This window comes from Spectribacter acetivorans (genome assembly GCF_031846305.1).
Classification (GTDB): domain Bacteria; phylum Pseudomonadota; class Gammaproteobacteria; order Nevskiales; family Salinisphaeraceae; genus Spectribacter; species Spectribacter acetivorans.
On sequence record NZ_JAVRHY010000002.1, the window covers coordinates 314,045 to 330,602 of the forward strand.

Sequence of the window (16,558 nt, forward strand, 5' to 3'; positions counted from 1 at the left end):
TTGTCGGTTATCGCGCCACCCCAAACCATCCAAACCGTAAAAACACCGACGGCAAGATCAGCAGATTCAACACCGTAGACGATACCAGCCCGCCGATGATGATGGCTGCCATCGGCCCCATAATTTCGCGGCCGGGGTTATCGCTGCCGATGGCGATGGGGAGCATCGCCAGTGCCGTGACCAACGCAGTGACCAGGATGGCGGTGAGGCGTTCGCGGGCGCCGCGGCGGGCGGTTTCGGCGTTCCAGGGCAGGCCTTCGTCGACCACCAAATGACGGTAATGGGAAGCCAGCATGATGGAGTTGCGTACGGTGATGCCAAACAGGGTGACAAAGCCCACCAGCGACCCGATGGACAGCCAGCCGCCGGTCAGCCAGGCGGCCACCACCCCGCCGACCAGCGAGAACGGCAGGTTGAGCAGGACGAGCGCGGTGTTCCGCAGGTTGCCGAGCGCCACGAAGATCATGATCAGGATGGCGCCGCCGGCGAGCAGCGAATGCAGGATCAGCTCGCGCCGGGCCTCGGCCTGTTCCAGGGCCGCGCCGGTGAATTCGGGATAGGTGTCGGCGCTGAATGTCACGTCATCCAGCACCCGGTCGCGCAGGTCGTCGAAGAACGAGGCGAGGTCGCGGCCATCCACGTCCGCGGTGACCACCTGCACCCGCTGGGCGCCCTCGTGCAGCACGTTATAGCGGCCGGCGACCTGCTCGACCCGGGCGAGGTCGGATAACGGCCGCAGCCGGCCGTCGCCATCGGCGATCGGCAGTTCGGCGACGCTGGCCGGGTTGCGGCGGTCCTCCGGGGCCAGAATCAGATTGACCTCGCGCCGGCGGTTGCCTTCGTAGTAGTGGCCGACCACGTCACCGCGATAGGCCGTGCGGATGGCGGCCACTGCGTCCATCGGGGCGATGCCGTGCCGGGTCAGCCGGGCGTTGTCTAGGTCGACGGCCAGCAGCGGCACGTCGGCCGACGAGCGCACCTGTACCTCGGCGGCGCCGGGCACCTCGCGGATGACCTCGGCCACTTGCGCGGCCAGGCGGTCGAGTTCGCGCAGGTCGTGGCCGAAGATGTTGATCACCACCGGCGCGGTGTAGCCGGAAATGGTTTCGTCGATGCGCTCGGTGAGAAAGGTGTTGGACTCGTAGCTGATGCCGGGGAAATCGCGCAGCACGGCGTTCAGGGCGTCGATAACCGCCTGCTGTTCGGGGCCTGACAGGCCTTTTTCGAAGTCGATCTCGTATTCGCTGTAATGGGTGCCGTAGGTGTCGGCGCCCCGCTCTGCCCGGCCGGCCCATTGCGACACCGAGCGGATGCCGGGGATCTCCCGCCATTGTTCGGTCAGCTGCTTGCCGTGGCGGATGGATTCATCCAGCGACGTGCCCGGCAGACTGGTGGTATGGACGATGTAGTGGCCCTCGCGCAGTTCCGGCAGAAACGCCCCGCCGAACAGCGGCAGCAGGGCAATGCCGCCGGCACTGACCGCCAGGGCCACGCCAAGAGCCAGTCGCGGTCGGGTGCCGATGCGTGCCAGCGTCCGCTCGTAACGGGGTTTGAGCCAGCGGGTGACAGGCGGTTCGTCGCTGCGCTGGCCCTTTCCGGTCAGCAGCATGGCGGCCAGCGCCGGGGTGATGGTCAGCGCCACCACCAGCGATACCAGAATCGCCAGGATGTAGGCCATGCCCAGCGGGGCGAACAGCCGTCCTGCCACCCCGCCCAGCGTCAGCAGCGGCACGAAGGCCAGGACAACGATGAAGGTGGCGTAGACCACCGAGCCGCGCACCTCCATGGAGGCGTCATAGATCACGGCCAGGAACGATCGCGGCTGCGCCAGCGCCCGGTTTTCGCGCAGCCGGCGGGCGATGTTCTCGGTGTCGATGATAGCGTCGTCCACTACCTCGCCCAGGGCGATGGCCAGCCCGCCCAGCACCATCACGTTGAGGTTCACGCCGAAGGCCAGCAGCAGGATGGTGGCGCCCAGCAGCGACAGCGGAATGGCCAGGGCCGAGATTACCGCCGCCCGCCAGTTGTACAGGAACAGCAGCAGCACGATGACCACGAAGCCGGCACCAATCATCAAATGCCCGGCAATGCTGGCAAACGAGGCCTCGATGTAGTCCGCCGGCCGGAACAGGTGATCGTGCAGTTCGATGTCGTCGGCGGCCAGGGCCACGTCGAGATCATCCAGCGCCGCCTCGATGTTGCGGGATACGGTCAGGGTGTTGGCCTGGTACTGGCCGATGACCATCATCACCACCCCCGGCTCCCCCATGACCTGGGCGGCGCCGAAGGCCGGCTCGGGAGCCTCCTCCACGGTGGCGATATCCGCCAGTTGCAGGCGACGGCCGCCCGGGCCGGTCTGCACGGTCACCTCGCGCAGTGAAGCGGCCGTCTCCGGCGTGCCTGTAACGGTGATCGGTAACTGCTGATTCCGGTTGGCCAGAAAGCCGGCCCCCTGCACCCCGGTGGCGCGCATGGCGGCGGTCCGGACCTGTGCCAGGGAGACGCCCTGCGCCTGCAGCGCCTCGGGGTCGACCTGGATCTGTAGCTGGAGGATGTCGCCGCCGAATACGTTGACGTCGGCCACGCCGGGCACGCTGAGCAGCCGCGGCACCAGCGTGCCGTCCACGGCGTCCCGCAGGTCCATCAGCGAGCGGCTCGGCGAGGTCACGCCGATGGTCATCACCGTGGCCGACGACGAGGACAGCGGATTGATCACGGGCGCCGCGACGCCGGGCGGCAACCGGCTGTCCACCGTGCCCAGCCGCTCGGCCACGATCTGCCGGTTGCGGTAGATGTCGGTATGCGGCTGGAAGATCAGGGTGACCACGGACAGCCCCTGCATGGACTGCGAGCGGATCAGCTTGAGGTCATTGAGTCCGGCCAGGGCGTTCTCGATCGGCTGGCTGACCTGCACCTCGGCCTGCTCGGCGGTCAGGCCGGGGGCCTCGGTCTGGATCACCACCTGCTTGGGCGAGAACTCCGGGAAGATGTCCAGCCCGGCCTGGCTGAGCATCCAGCCGCCGTAGCCGAACAGCATCACCGCCAGAGCCAGCACCACCCCGCGCAGGCGCAGGGCCAGATCGATGATGACGCCCAGCATCAGGCCTGCCCTGCCCTGGCCACTCTATCCATCAATCGTCGTCCTCTTCCGGAATGCTGGCGCGCCGTTCCTGGGCCAGCATCAACTGGGCGCCGGATATGACCACCGCATCGCCGGCCGAGAAATGCTTCTCGACCAGCCAGTCGCCGCCCGGTCCGGCCCGGCCACTCACCGGCCGGCGCTCGAAATCGTCGCCACCGGCGTGCACGAAGGCCCAAGGCTGGCCGGCATCCCACACCACGGCCGCCGCCGGAATCCGGATGCGGCGTTGTTCGTCGCCGTTCACCGGCACGCTGGCGGTCAGGCGCATGCCGGTGCGTAGCAGCCCGGCGTCGGCGCGGGCGTACCAGGTGGGGCCGTTGCCGATGGCCGACAGGCCCGGGGCCGGGCCGATCAGCGTGCCGCCCAGTCTGTCGCCCTCGACAACGAGATCGATCGCCGCGCCGGTTTCCGGCCGGCCCGCGCGCCGCGGCAGACTGACCAGCAACAGTAGCTGGCGGCGAGACTGCAGCGTCTGCCAGGCGGCCGGGGGCTCGTCGGCCGTGGCCCACTCGAACAGGGTGTCGCCCCACTGGTCGCGGAATCCGGCCTCGCGACCGGCCAGGGTGGCCCGGGCGGCGTCCAGCCGGGCCGCGTCCGTGCGCTGTTCGGCCCGGGCGGCAGCCAGTTCGCGGGCGGCGACGTTGGCGTTGCCGCTCTGAAGCCGGCGCAGCCGCTGATAGTTCTCGTTGCTGACCTCGCTGCGTGCGCTGGCGGCGCGGACATCGGCGCGGGCCTGCAGCAGTTGCGCCTGTTGCGTCAGTAACGGCTGCAGGCTGAGCACTTCGGCGGTAGCCGTGACGGTGGGTACGCCCGCCTCTGCCGCCAGCCCGGTCAACTCGATGCCGGCCAGGGTCCGGACGTCTTCTTCCATCGTGACGCGCAGCGGCGTGTACTCACCAATCGGTGGATCGTCGTCATCGTCATCGGCGTGAACCGGGCCGATCAGCAGCACGGCCAGGGCGAATGCAGCGAGGGTTTTCATGGGCCGGACTCCGGTGGCCGGTCGGCGGCGGACTGATTGACGAAGCGGCGGATGGCTGGCTGCAGGTCGTCATCGCGGACCGGCAGGGTGGTTTGCGCGGTGGTTTCCAGCCGTGCCCGGGCCAGCAGGGCATTGCGCCAGGCATCCAGCCGGGCACGCCGGGCCGCCAGGGTCTCGATCTGGGCGGTTAGCAGATCCAGACGGTCGACATAGCCGGCGGCGTGGCGCTGTCGGACCTCGGATTCGTAACCCCGTTGTTCGGCCAGCAGCTTGTTGGCGGTTTCCAGCACTCGGCGCTGGCCGCGGTAATGGGCCACGGCCTGATCCAGGTCCCCGATTACCCGGGCCTGCAGCGCCCGGAATCGGGCGGCGGCGGCGTCACGACGCGCCCGGGCGGCGGCAATCGGACCGTCGTTGTAGCCGCGCAGCAACAGCATCCAGGAGGCTTCCAGCAACCAGACGGCATCGCCCTGATCGTAGATGAAACCCGGTGCCAGGGTGACGTCCGGATACTGGGCCGCCACCGCGCCGCGCAGGCCCGCATCGGCCGCGGCGAAGGCGGCCAGTTCCCGCTGCAGGTCGTAGCGGCCGGTCAGGGCACTGCGGCGCAGGCGGATTTCATCCACGGTCGGTAGTTCCTCGGCCGGCTTGCCGAGGCGGTTGCGGATGGCTTCGATGGCGCCCGTGGGCACGCCCATGGCGGCGGCCAGGCCCATGCGGGCGGTGATGACCTCGTTGCGGGCAGCTACTTCCTCTAGTCGGGCCCGCTGATCGCGCAGGCGCATCACGCTGACTTCAAGGCCACCCGTCACCCCGGCGCGCTGGCGTTCAACCAGCAGCGTGGTGGCCTGGTCGGCGGCCAGCCGCTGCAGGGCTGCCAGACGGACCCGCGTGCTGCGGTCCTGCCATTCGACGTAACGGCGAAGCACCCGCTCGCGCAGCTGCCAGGCGGAATGGCCCAGCTGCTGGCGGGCGGCATCGATGCGGGCGCGGGCGGCGGCGACCCGGGCATCGCGCTTGCCGGGGGCCTCGAAGGTCAGGTTGAGCAGTCCGCCCAACGACCAGTTCGAGGCGCCCTGCTCTTCCGGATCGGTATCGTATTCGGATTGCAGCTGAACACCCGGCGGGGGGCGTCGTTCGGCGGTCTGGCCGGCGGCCTGACGGGCCTGCCATTCGGCGCGCTCGACGGCGAAATCCGGGTGATGGAACAGTGCGGCCAGGAACAGCGAACGTTCGTCCCAGCGCGACGGCGGCCAGTCCGCCCGGTCGGGATTCAGTGCCGTAACGAACTCGGCCAGGGCCGGGGCATCCAGCCGCTTGTCCAGAAATTGCTGCGCGTTGTCCGCGGGATCGAGTGGCGCGGGCTCGTATTGCTGGGTGGCACAACCGGCCGCGAGCAGCGCCGAGACCGCAAGGCCGAGAAACCGTGCCGGAAGCTTCACCGCCGCCAAGCGCGCGGGGCTTCCATGACAAAACTGGGAAGTTTTCCCGACCATGCCGGCAGTATAGCGGTCGCGTTACCGCCCGCAGCAAATGGGGCGCAACCGGGACTCTCTGATTCATTCCGCGCGGCCTGCGCCGGAGTCCTTTGCGCGTGCCTGGCAAGGAATGAGGAGTGCAGTTTGCTAGATGCAAATAAGCGACGAATGACGCCGTCCAGGCGCGCGCAAAGGCCCGGCCCGAAGGGGTTTGGCCCAAGCCACGCCACACCGGCGTTGCGAGGCCCGTCCTTGGGCCTCGCCCTCCGGGCCGGCCTGCGGCCGTCTCGATTCGCTCCCGGCGAATCGATGCCCGGCTTGGCCGTGGGGCCTGCCACGGCCGGCGCCGGGCGCCTTGTTGTGACGCGGCTTGGGACGCACACGCAGGTCGCGGGGAATAAATCAGAGAGCCCTTACCGTCTCTCTGACGCCTCGATCCCAATTTCCCAGTGCTCGACGGATGTCTCGAGAATCTCGCCGGTCACGGCATGTACCTCGATCTTGCGTTCCACTCCGTCGCCGTCGCGGATGTCCAGTTCGAAGACCGGATCGCCGTTGGCGTCCACCTCGTACTCCACCTCCAGAATCCGCCCGGGGACCAGCGCCAGGGCCCGTGCTTCGGCGTCGGCCGTGGTCAGCTTGGCGGTGCCGGCAAAGCGGGGATCATCGGGGCCGGCGACCTCGCTTTCGATCTCGTAAATGGCGCCGGAACGGGCGTCGCAGCTCAGTTCCCACGAGTCGCTCGCCTCGTTGCGCACTTCGATGACGAAGGCTGGTACGCCTTCGGCCGAGGGGTCCAGATATTCCACCTTGGCGAATTCCCCGGGCTTTACCGCCGCGGCGGCGTCCAGGCACGTGGTGATGGGGACATTTCCGGCGGCGATGGCTGCCACCGAAGACAGCATCATTGCCAGTCCGGCCGAAACCGTACCGATGGTCCCTGCCTGACCTGGCGCGGCGCGAGCGCGAGCGGCCTGTGCAGTGGCGGCATCGGAAACGGGTGGCGGTTTCGGCTCGATCATGGGCCGAATGCTATCAGGCGGATCGGCGTCGGGCTCAGTCCAGTTCGCGGATACTGCGGGACAGTATCTGGCTGAGCACACTCAGAGGCTCGTCGGTTTCATCCGCCCAGTCATTGAAGATGATCTGAACCTCGCGCTGGGCGGTCTTCGACTTGAACGGCCCCGGGTGTGCCTGCCACTGGCGTAGCCCGGCCATCACCCAGTCGGTAAGCAGGAACGTGTCCTTGCCGGCCATGCGCAGGAAGGCCGGGCCGGAATTGCCGCCGAGCTGGGAAAAGCGCTGGTTCAACTCCAACCAGAGTTCCACGATTTCGTCCTCCGGCCAGCGTGCCAGCCAGACGCCGAAACTGCCGAGTTCCTCGCGGATGGCCTGCATGGCCATGGCGTTGCTGCGCACCGCAGCCAGCTTGCGCGGATGACGGATCAGGGATTCGTCCTGGGTCAGACGCTTGATATCGCCCTCGTCCAGCGCCGCGGCCTGATCGAGATCGAAATCGGCGAACGCGGCTTCGAATGCCGGCCAGCGGGCATCGACCATGCGGTGCTGCAGGCCGGCACGGAAGATACGACGCGTCATCAGCGACAGATAACGGTCATCGCCCACCATCGCCAGCCCCTCGGGCGGCTCCGGCTGTTTCAGGTCGGCCCGCAGTGCGGCCTCATCGCCGGCACGATCCACCGCGGCCGCGAGGATCGGGGCGAATGCGCTCATTGTCCGCCTCCGATGTCGGATTCGAGTGCTTCAACAGGCATACATCTGTCCTGCAACAACTTGTTTACCCACCTCAGACGCCACCTGGTCTGTTAGCGTGGCCGAAAGGCGTCAGGTCACCTCGACGCCCGATTTTCCCGATCATGGTTGAAATCCTGCTGCACCGCCTCAGAGTGCCACGATCATGCGATAAGGCATGGGTCGCGCCTCGCACCGCGTTCGGTGTGGTGAAGCAATCCATGCTCGGGCCTCACCTGGCGCCCGGTTCCTCCGAGGAGAGTCAAATATGTGGATCGATTGGTTCGCTCCGGCAGCGACGCCGGTGGTCTGGGTCGTACTGTCCACCCTGGGCATGTACATCACCATCCTGCTGTTCGCGCGCTGGTCCGGGGTACGCAGTTTCGCCCAGATGTCGGCCTTTGATATCGCGGTCACCATCGCTATCGGCTCACTGCTGGCGACCACCGTGGCCAGCCGTAATCCGCCGCTTATCCAGGGCATGGCCGCGCTGGTGACGCTGTACGGCATCCAGCTGCTGGTCTCGCGTCTGCGCAAGCGCTTCCGCGCGGTGGAACGGGTAACCGACAACCGACCCATCCTCCTGATGGGCCCCGGCGGCAAACTGAAACCGGCGAACCTGGCCGTGGCCCGTGTCACCGAAGACGATCTGCGAGCCCACCTGCGCGCCGCCAATGTGGAAGAAATCGCGTCCGTGCAGGCGGTGGTGATGGAGGGCACGGGCAGTATCAACGTATTGCATGGTGCCGGGCGGGTGGATCCGTGGCTGTTGCAGGGGGTGCGCGATCATGGCGGTCGGGCCTAGCCGCCAACCCGATTGCGTCTGCCGCCGGGTTTCGAATCTCACGCGGCATCATCCGCCGCTGCTGCTTTCCTGTTTCAAGGTCTCGATGCGGGCGTTCTTTTCCTGCCACAGAGCATCAACCCACTTCTTGAGTTCGCCCCGGAAGGCCGGATCACTCGCGTAATCACCTTCAAACAGAGGCGTGGGAATGCGCACCTGCTTCACCTCGATAATCACCCGCCGCATCTGTCCGGACATGAGCTGCCACAGTCCCTTTGGCGCCCCGTCCGGGTAGACAATGGTCACATCCAGCATGGCATCCAGTCGCGGCCCCAATGCCGACAGGGCGAAGGCAAAACCGCCGGCGCGGGGACGCAGCAACTGCGGATACGGGGATGCCTGGCGCTGGTGCTTGGCGGCGGTGAAACGAGTGCCCTCGAGGAAATTCAGAATGGTCACCGGCTGGTTGCGGTACTTCTCGCAGGCGCGTTTGGTGGTCTCCAGGTCCTTGCCGCGCAGCGACGGATTCTTCGCGATCTGGGCGGCGGAATAGCGTTTCATGAACGGGAAATCCAGCCCCCACCAGACCAGCCCCAGAATGGGTACCCAGATCAGTTCCTGCTTGATGAAGAACTTGAAGAACGGCGCCCGGCGGTCGAAGGCGGCCATCAGCATGGGGATATCCACCCAGGACTGGTGATTGGCGATCACCAGATACTGCCCCTCACGATCGAGGTCGGACACGCCGCGAATCTGCCAGTCGATATCCACTAGCCGGCGCCATACCCAGACGTTGATGGCCGCCCACTGCTGGGCGGCACTGGCGATCCACCGCGACACCCGATCCCGCGCCGCCCCGCGAACGAACAGCTTGACCAGGATCAGCGCGTAGACCGGCACCATCCAGACAAGCAGGTTGATCAGCAGGATCAGGGAGGTCACGGCGCCGAGAATCGGCGTGGGTAGCCACTGGAGCATGGGTCGGCTTCTGGTGGAAAACAGCGCGGATTCTAGCGTGTATTGGTTGCTGATCGTATTTGCAAGGCCGGATGAATCCGGCCCTACACGTAACCTCGTCATCCTACCGTGGGGCGGAATTCATTCCGCCGACTAGCGGAGCAGCGCGACACGAAAAAGGAAAGGTATAATTCCTGAATCATGCCTATGGACGCCGCCGTGCCCGCAACGCCCTACCCCAATCTTCTTGCCCCACTTGATCTCGGCTTTACACAGCTACGCAACCGCGTGCTCATGGGCTCCATGCACACGGGGCTGGAGGATTTCTTCTGGCACTACGACAAGCTGGCCGCCTATTTCGCGGAACGCGCGGCGGGCGGTGTGGGGCTGATCGTGACCGGCGGCATCGCGCCCAATCGGGCCGGCTGGGTATCGCCGCTGGCTGGTGAGATGTCGAAGCGCTGGCATGTGTGGCCGCATCGCAAGATCACCCGGGCGGTGCACGCCGAGGGCGGGAAGATCTGCATGCAGATTCTGCACGCCGGGCGCTACGGCTATCACCCGTTCGTGGTGTCGGCCTCGGCGAAGAAGTCGCCCATTTCCCCGTTTACCCCGAAGGCCCTCACCGCAAGCGGGATCGAACAGACGATCCGCGATTACGCCCGGTCCGCGGCTCTGGCGCGCGATGCCGGCTATGACGGCGTCGAGGTGATGGGCTCCGAGGGATACCTGATCAACCAGTTTCTGGCCCCGCGCACCAATCAGCGCACCGATGCCTGGGGCGGCAGCGCCGACAACCGCCAGCGGCTGGCGGTGGAGATCGTGTCGCGCATACGCGAGGCCGTTGGGCCGGATTTCATCCTGATCTACCGGCTTTCGATGCTGGATCTGGTCGAGGACGGCCAGACCTGGGAGGAAATCGTGTCGCTGGCGAAAAAGGTGGAAGCCGCCGGCGCCACCATCATCAATACCGGCATCGGCTGGCACGAGGCGCGTATCCCCACCATCGTTACCCGGGTGCCGCGGGCCGGATTCGCCTGGATCACCCGGCGGCTCAGGGACGAAGTCGCTATCCCGCTATGCACCACCAACCGCATCAATGCACCGGACGTGGCCGAGGGCCTGCTGGCCGACGGCGTGGCGGACATGGTGTCGATGGCCCGGCCGTTCCTGGCTGATGCCGATTTCGTGCGCAAGTCGGCCGATAATCGGGCCGACGAGATCAACACCTGCATCGCCTGCAACCAGGCCTGCCTGGACCATACCTTCAAGTGGAAGCATGCCAGTTGTCTGGTGAATCCCCGCGCCTGCCGGGAAACCGAGCTGGTCTACACGCCGGCCGAAACGCCGAAACGCATCGCGGTGGTGGGAGCCGGGCCCGCGGGGCTGGCCGCGGCCACGGTACTGGCCGAACGCGGGCACCAGGTGACGCTGTACGAGGCCGGCGCCGAGATCGGCGGCCAGTTCAACATGGCCAAGCGCATTCCGGGCAAGGAGGAATTCCATGAAACCCTGCGCTACTACGCCCGGCAAATCGAACTGACCGGCGTGGATCTGCGACTGAAACAGCCCGCCGTCGCGTCGCGGCTGGCCGGGGCCGGTTATGACGAGATCATCGTGGCCACGGGCGTGACGCCCCGCACGCCGCCGATCCAGGGCATCGATCATCCGATGGTGCGCAGTTACGTCGACGTCCTGCTCAAGGGTGCGGATATCGGGCCTCGCGTGGCGGTCGTCGGCGCGGGAGGCATCGGGTTCGACGTCAGCGAATTCCTCACCCATGACCGCTCGCCGGCCATGGATGCCGACCTGTTCAACGCCGAATGGGGCGTGGATGTGTCGCTGAACAGCCGCGGCGCGGTGGGCGAGCCGCAACCAGCCCCCTCCCCGCGCGAGATCTATCTGTGCCAGCGAACCGACGACAAGCCCGGACGCAAGCTCGGCAAGACCAGCGGCTGGGCCCACCGTGCCTCGCTACAGCACAAGGGCGTGACCATGCTGGCGGGCGTCGAGTATCAGGGCATCGACGACCGGGGCCTGACCATCGTGCGCAACGGCCAGACGCAGTGCCTGGCGGTGGATAACGTGGTGACCTGCACTGGGCAGGAGCCGCGCCACGAGCTTGCCGACGCCCTTACCGAAAGCGGTTGCAGGCCGCACGTCATCGGCGGTGCCCGACTGGCCACGGAACTGGATGCGAAACGGGCGATCCGGGAAGCCAGCGAGCTGGCGGCGCGGCTCTAGCGCGGCCTCACTCCACCAGCCCGAGGTGCTGCGCCGCACGAATGGCCGGCACCCGGCCGCTGACCCCGAGTTTGCGGTAGATGTTCTTGAGGTGAAATTTCACCGTGTTCTCGGATACGAACAACTCGCGCGCGATATCCGCGTTGCCGGCCCCGTCGGCCAGCCGTGCCAGCACCCCGCATTCCCGATTGGTGAGTACCGGCGTGGCCTCGCCGGCCGTCTCGGTATCCGGCGATTCGTCCGCTTCCGTTCGGCCGGCGACGAAGAAGCGCTCGTCCTGCAGGGCCCGCTCGCGCCACACGCTGGGCGGCATGCCGTGCCGGGCGCGAAAAATGTGGCTGAAGCGGGCAGCGTCGGAAAACCCGAACTCGTAGGCAATATCGGTGATGGTCTGCTGAACCCGCGCCGGATCGGCCAGCGCGCGCCGGCAACCGGCCAGCCGCATGTCGGTGATCAGCCGGGCGGGTGTCAGACCCTGACGCTCGAGCGCCAGATACAACCCGCGTCGGGACAGGCGAACCGCCCTGGCCAGGGCCCCGGGTGACAGATCCGGTTCATGCAGATGCCGCCGGATGTACCCGTAGATATCCGCAATGACGTCGCCGGCACTCTGGCGTATCGTTCCGGCATGTCGGCTGGCGGGTGCAGCCGTTCGCTGCAGGGAATCACAGAGCATTGTCTGCACCGAGTTCACGACGCCGTCGATCGCCGCCGCGTCGCCATTGCCTGGCTCGTGGCGCATCGCCGACATCAGCGCCGACAACGCAGCCCGGGCTGTGATTTCGTCCCGCAGGCGCGTGGCAACCAGATCGTCGGCGATGCCCGGCCAGCCGGGACAGGCATCGTAGGGAAGCAGCAGCACGGCGAAGTGGGCGTCGTCGCTTATCCGCAGGTCATAGCCCCGTGCGGTATCGCAGACGGTGGTGTCCCCGGGGTGCATGGTCACGCTCTGCCGGCCCTGCGCCAGCTCGGTCATGCCGGACAACTGCCAGAAGAACTTGATGTAGGCGTGGCCCTCCGCCTCGGCCCGGCGTTTCGGCCGCGTCACATGCAGGGCGTCCATCCGCAACTGCACTGCCAGATGTTGCGTACCCGCGTAGCCCGTGGCCTCGGCGGCAAAGTTCGTCCGCCGTGAGCCGTCGAATTCCAGCCACGGAAACGTGAGATTCACGAACTCCTTGAACGGGCTGAACCGGCGAAAACGATGGGTGGCGAGCGCGGTTTCAGCGGCCGGTCGATTGATCATCTCTGCCATGAGCCAGCCTCCGGAACGGGGTCCACGGTACGATGCCGGTCTTGCACTTCAAAGCAAATATCTGTGCACCGAAGCGCAAGCCAGGCGGGCCGTTTTTGACTACCCTTAAGTGTGGTGGCCCCCTGATGGGGCGTCAACAACAGAACCACCCGTGGAGGAGCAGCATGCACATTCGCAAATACGATTTCGACTACGGTCGCCGAATGCTCATGGAAAAGGCCGCCAAGGGCATCGGCTCGGCCGGCGTCCTGACCAGCCTCTGGCCCATGATCACACGGGCCGACACACCGGACATCAAGATGGCCTACCCGGAGGAGCTGACCTCCATCGAGGCCCACACCAAGGGCAAGATCAAGCCCGGTGACGTGATTACCGCCGATAATCTCGAGCACGTCGAACACCTGCTCGATCCGATCGAGGTCATGGAGATCCGCGACGACGGCCGTCGGATCAAGATCCAGGAAACCACCACGGACATGACCGACCTGTTCGAGGACCCGTTCCTCGAAGCCACCCTGCGCAACCAGGGTCGGGCGATGGTGGACAGCGACGGCAACGTCTGGGACCAGAAGAAAGGCAACCCCCTGCGCGGCGGCCTGCCCTTCGTGGAGCCGGATGACGGCTACCAGGCTCAGGCCAACATCAACCTGAGCTGGGGCCGGCACAATTACCAGCAGTATGGCGTGCGCGACTGGGATCTCGGCCCTGATGGCGAACTCCAGTATCAGTACGACCTGGTCTGGTGCGAACTGCAGGTCAACGCCCGGCCGGACGACACCAGCTGGAACGGCGAAAAGGACATGCTGCGTTACCAATCGGTGTTCTTCACCGCCCCCAACGAGCAGGCCGGCACCTCGTTCCTGAACACCTGGCCGTACGATCAGCGCCAGTTCCCGGGCCTGGTCGGCTACCTGCCGGCCTTCAAGCGCGTGCGTGAATACCCGACCAACCAGCGTTTCGAGCCGCTGGTGCCGGGCATTACCGTGTTCCTGTCCAATGCTTGGGCCGCTGGCGATCCGCTGGCCACCTGGGGCAAGCACAAAATCGTGGAGCGCAAGCCCATGCTGGGTGCCGCCCGTGACGCCTGGGTCAAGGACGACCCAAACTGGGAACCGGCCGTCCATGGCGGGCCAAAGGGGCAGACCTACTGGGACAGCGTGCGCGAGCTGGTGCCGGAGACGATCGTCGTCGAGCTGGAACCCACCGGTTACCCCCGCTCGCCGGTAGGTAAACGCCGCACCTGGCTGGATGCCCGCAACTTCACGCACGTGCTCAGCGTCGATTACGACCGCAAGGGCAAGGTGTGGAAGAACTGGGATGCCGGCTACTCGAAGTATGAAGGCATGAAGACGCCGGACGGCCACACGCCCTGGAGCTGGGCCTACGTAACCAGTCACGACATCCAGAGCGGCCGCATGAGCCGCTTCCATCAGGCCAAGGAAGTCACCGGCGGCTACAAGTCGGAATGGGGTACCGATGGCGATGCCGCCTACGACAAGTACCTGACTACCCAGGCGATGCGGCGGCTGGGTGCATAAAGCCTGACCCGGTTGAGCTGTTTACCGAGCCCGCGGCCATCCGGTCGCGGGCTTTTTTGCGGCCGCAACCTATGCTTTTCTGGCGGCCGCCAGAAACCGATCCAGCTCATTGGCAAAAGCCTGACGCTCGGGTTTTCCCAGCGCCGCCGGGCCACCGGTATGAATGCCGCTGCCGCGCAGCGTATCCATGAAGTCCCGCATGTTCAGACGTGCCCGGATGGTGTCGGGCTGATAGCGCTCGCCGCGTGGGTTCAGGGCGTGTCCTCCCTTCTCAATGACTTCCGCGGCTAGCGGGATATCGCCGGTGATCACCAGGTCACCCGGGTTCAGCCGCTGGACAATGACGTTGTCGGCCACGTCGAACCCGGCGGCTACCTGCAACGTGTGGATATGCGGTGAGCGCGGCACGCGCAGGGGCTGGTTGGCCACCAATGTAACCGTGATACCGGTCCGCATGGCGGCACGAAAGAGGATGTCGCGGATTACCGCCGGGCAGGCATCGGCGTCCACCCAGATCGCCATCGTGGATTCGGCGTCAGCCACTAATCCGCGACCTCGGCGAGCCCCTCGATCATCTCGGCGAGAAAGTCACCGCCGTAGGACTCAAGCTTCTTCTGCCCGACCCCGTCGATGGCCAGCAGGGCCTGTTCGGTGGTCGGCTTGTGCGTGACCATCGCCAGCAGCGTGCGGTCGTGGAAGATCACGTAGGGCGGTACTTCCTGGGCCTCGGACAGCCGCTTGCGCAGGTCGCGGAGGCGGTCCCAGAGTCGGCGATCCGCGGCATCCAGGTCTTCCGCCGCACTGCCGGCGGCACGGCGCGCCGGCCGGTCCTCGGTGCGCAGCTGACGCAGTTGCAGGCGAGTTTCACCCTTGAGCAGCGCGCGGCAATTATCGCCCAGCCGCAGACCGCCGTAGCCGTCGATATCCATGGTCAAATAGCCCAGCGCCACGAGCTGGCGCAGCACCGCGCGCCATTCCTTGACCCCCAGATCATCGCCAACGCCGAAGGTGGATAGCCGTGTATGGCCCTGGCGTTCCGCGCGCTCGTCGGCTTGCCCCTGCAGATGATCGATGACGTAGCCGGTGCCGAATCGCTGGCCAGTGCGGTACACCGCGGACAATGCCTTGCGCGCGGTATCGGTGGCATCCCAGGTCTGTGGCGGGTTGAGACAGGTATCGCAGTTCCCGCAGGCATGGTCACGGTTTTCACCGAAATAGGCCAACAGATGCTGGCGGCGACAACTGGTGAGTTCGCAGTAGGAGAGCATGGCATCCAGCTTGTGGCGCTCGACCCGTTTGCGCGCCTCCGGGGCATCGCCCTCCTCGATCATCCGGCGGCGCTGGACCACGTCCTGAAGCCCGTAGAGCATCCAGGCGTCCGCCGGCTCGCCATCGCGACCGCCGCGCCCGGTCTCCTGATAGTAGGCCTCGATGCTGGCGGGCAGATCGAGGTGAACCACGAAGCGTACGTCCGGCTTGTCGATGCCCATCCCGAAGGCCACCGTGGCGACCATGACGACTGCCTCGCCGCGCTGGAAACGGGCCTGATGCGTCGTTCTCTGTTCGCGATCCAGGCCGGCGTGATAGGCCAGCGCGTCGATGCCCTGCTCTCGCAGCCAGGCAGCGATGTCATCGGTCTTGCGACGCGACAGGCAGTACACGATACCCGCCTGATCGGGATGTTCGTCACGCAGGAAACGCAGAAGCTGTTGCTTGGCATTACCCCGCTCGGCCACCCGGTAACGGATATTGGGTCGGTCGAAGCTGTGCACGAAACCGGCCGCCCGCTGCAGGGAGAGGCGCTGGCGAATCTCTTCCCGGGTACGCGGATCGGCGGTGGCGGTCAGCGCGATGCGGGGTATGTTGGGAAAGCCTTCCGCCAGTCCGGAAAGCTGCATGTATTCGGGCCGGAAGTCATGCCCCCACTGGGAGACACAATGGGCTTCGTCAATGGCGAAAAGGGCCAGTTCGCATTCGCCCAGCAGCGATAGCGTGCGCGGCTGCATCAGCCGTTCCGGCGCGATGTAGACGAGATCGAGCGAACCGGCCTGCATGTCCCGCTCGATGGCAGCCTGATCCTCGGCGGACAGACTGGAATTGAGCACCGCCGCGGCCACGCCGAGCTGTCGCAGGGCCGTCACCTGATCGGCCATCAGCGCGATCAGCGGCGATACCACCACCGCCAGCCCCGGCCGCAGCAGCGCCGGAATCTGGTAGCACAGCGACTTGCCGCCGCCGGTGGGCATGAGCACGAAGGCATCGTTACCGGCCGCGACCGCGGCCACGATCTCGGCCTGGCGGCCGCGAAAGCTCTGATAACCGAAGGTCTCGCGCAGAATGCGCTCGGCCTCGGGATTGGCCGGAATGCTGGATTCGGGATTATTCACGGCGTGAGGACAGGCGCAGACGGAGAACCGCAGCCGCGG

The 16,558-nt window shown here is 66.4% G+C and carries 12 protein-coding genes; 3 read left to right on the plus strand and 9 right to left on the minus strand.

Going from position 1 to position 16,558, the window contains the following annotated elements; all coding sequences use genetic code 11:
* Positions 1 to 7: 7 nt before the first annotated feature.
* From RM531_RS03500 to RM531_RS03520, 5 genes are all read right to left on the minus strand, one after another.
* Positions 8 to 3,100: an efflux RND transporter permease subunit gene (locus tag RM531_RS03500; RefSeq protein WP_311657341.1), complete on the minus strand. Its 3,093-nt coding sequence runs from the start codon at positions 3,098 to 3,100 to the stop codon at positions 8 to 10.
* 31 nt (positions 3,101 to 3,131) lie between these two features.
* Positions 3,132 to 4,124 (minus strand): efflux RND transporter periplasmic adaptor subunit, encoded by a 993-nt coding sequence (locus RM531_RS03505; RefSeq protein ID WP_311657342.1) that lies wholly within the window; start codon positions 4,122 to 4,124, stop codon positions 3,132 to 3,134.
* Complete coding sequence (locus tag RM531_RS03510; protein WP_311657415.1) at positions 4,121 to 5,566, minus strand: TolC family protein; 1,446 nt, start codon at positions 5,564 to 5,566, stop codon at positions 4,121 to 4,123. Before RM531_RS03510 ends, RM531_RS03505 begins: the two co-directional genes overlap by 4 nt.
* Before the next feature lie 449 nt (positions 5,567 to 6,015).
* Positions 6,016 to 6,510: a PepSY domain-containing protein gene (locus RM531_RS03515; protein WP_311657344.1), complete on the minus strand. Its 495-nt coding sequence runs from the start codon at positions 6,508 to 6,510 to the stop codon at positions 6,016 to 6,018.
* A 148-nt stretch (positions 6,511 to 6,658) separates the two neighbouring features.
* Positions 6,659 to 7,336 carry a DNA-3-methyladenine glycosylase I gene (locus RM531_RS03520; RefSeq protein ID WP_311657346.1) on the minus strand — a complete coding sequence of 226 codons (678 nt, stop codon included), beginning with the start codon at positions 7,334 to 7,336 and terminating at the stop codon, positions 6,659 to 6,661.
* A gap of 286 nt (positions 7,337 to 7,622) precedes the next feature.
* On the opposite strand from RM531_RS03520, the gene RM531_RS03525 reads away from it, so the two are divergent.
* Positions 7,623 to 8,159 carry a DUF421 domain-containing protein gene (locus tag RM531_RS03525; protein ID WP_311657347.1) on the plus strand — a complete coding sequence of 179 codons (537 nt, stop codon included), beginning with the start codon at positions 7,623 to 7,625 and terminating at the stop codon, positions 8,157 to 8,159.
* Between the two features lie 48 nt (positions 8,160 to 8,207).
* On the opposite strand, the gene yihG is transcribed toward RM531_RS03525, so the two are convergent.
* The gene (gene yihG / locus RM531_RS03530; protein ID WP_311657349.1) at positions 8,208 to 9,116 is read right to left on the minus strand and encodes a 1-acylglycerol-3-phosphate O-acyltransferase, YihG family; all 909 of its coding nucleotides are present in this window, start codon (positions 9,114 to 9,116) and stop codon (positions 8,208 to 8,210) included.
* Between the two features lie 186 nt (positions 9,117 to 9,302).
* On the opposite strand from yihG, the gene RM531_RS03535 reads away from it, so the two are divergent.
* Positions 9,303 to 11,339, plus strand: coding sequence for an FAD-dependent oxidoreductase (locus tag RM531_RS03535; RefSeq protein WP_432280497.1), 2,037 nt, complete (start codon positions 9,303 to 9,305; stop codon positions 11,337 to 11,339).
* 7 nt (positions 11,340 to 11,346) lie between these two features.
* On the opposite strand, the gene RM531_RS03540 is transcribed toward RM531_RS03535, so the two are convergent.
* A complete protein-coding gene (locus tag RM531_RS03540; protein ID WP_311657352.1) occupies positions 11,347 to 12,594 on the minus strand; it encodes a LuxR C-terminal-related transcriptional regulator in 1,248 nt (415 codons plus the stop codon).
* 164 nt (positions 12,595 to 12,758) lie between these two features.
* On the opposite strand from RM531_RS03540, the gene RM531_RS03545 reads away from it, so the two are divergent.
* Positions 12,759 to 14,132 (plus strand): DUF1329 domain-containing protein, encoded by a 1,374-nt coding sequence (locus tag RM531_RS03545; protein WP_311657354.1) that lies wholly within the window; start codon positions 12,759 to 12,761, stop codon positions 14,130 to 14,132.
* A gap of 69 nt (positions 14,133 to 14,201) precedes the next feature.
* On the opposite strand, the gene RM531_RS03550 is transcribed toward RM531_RS03545, so the two are convergent.
* Together RM531_RS03550 and recQ are read right to left on the minus strand one after the other, a co-directional pair.
* Positions 14,202 to 14,654 carry a YaiI/YqxD family protein gene (locus RM531_RS03550; protein ID WP_349255387.1) on the minus strand — a complete coding sequence of 151 codons (453 nt, stop codon included), beginning with the start codon at positions 14,652 to 14,654 and terminating at the stop codon, positions 14,202 to 14,204.
* A gap of 20 nt (positions 14,655 to 14,674) precedes the next feature.
* A complete protein-coding gene (recQ, locus tag RM531_RS03555; RefSeq protein ID WP_311657358.1) occupies positions 14,675 to 16,519 on the minus strand; it encodes a DNA helicase RecQ in 1,845 nt (614 codons plus the stop codon).
* Between the last annotated feature and the right edge of the window lie 39 nt (positions 16,520 to 16,558).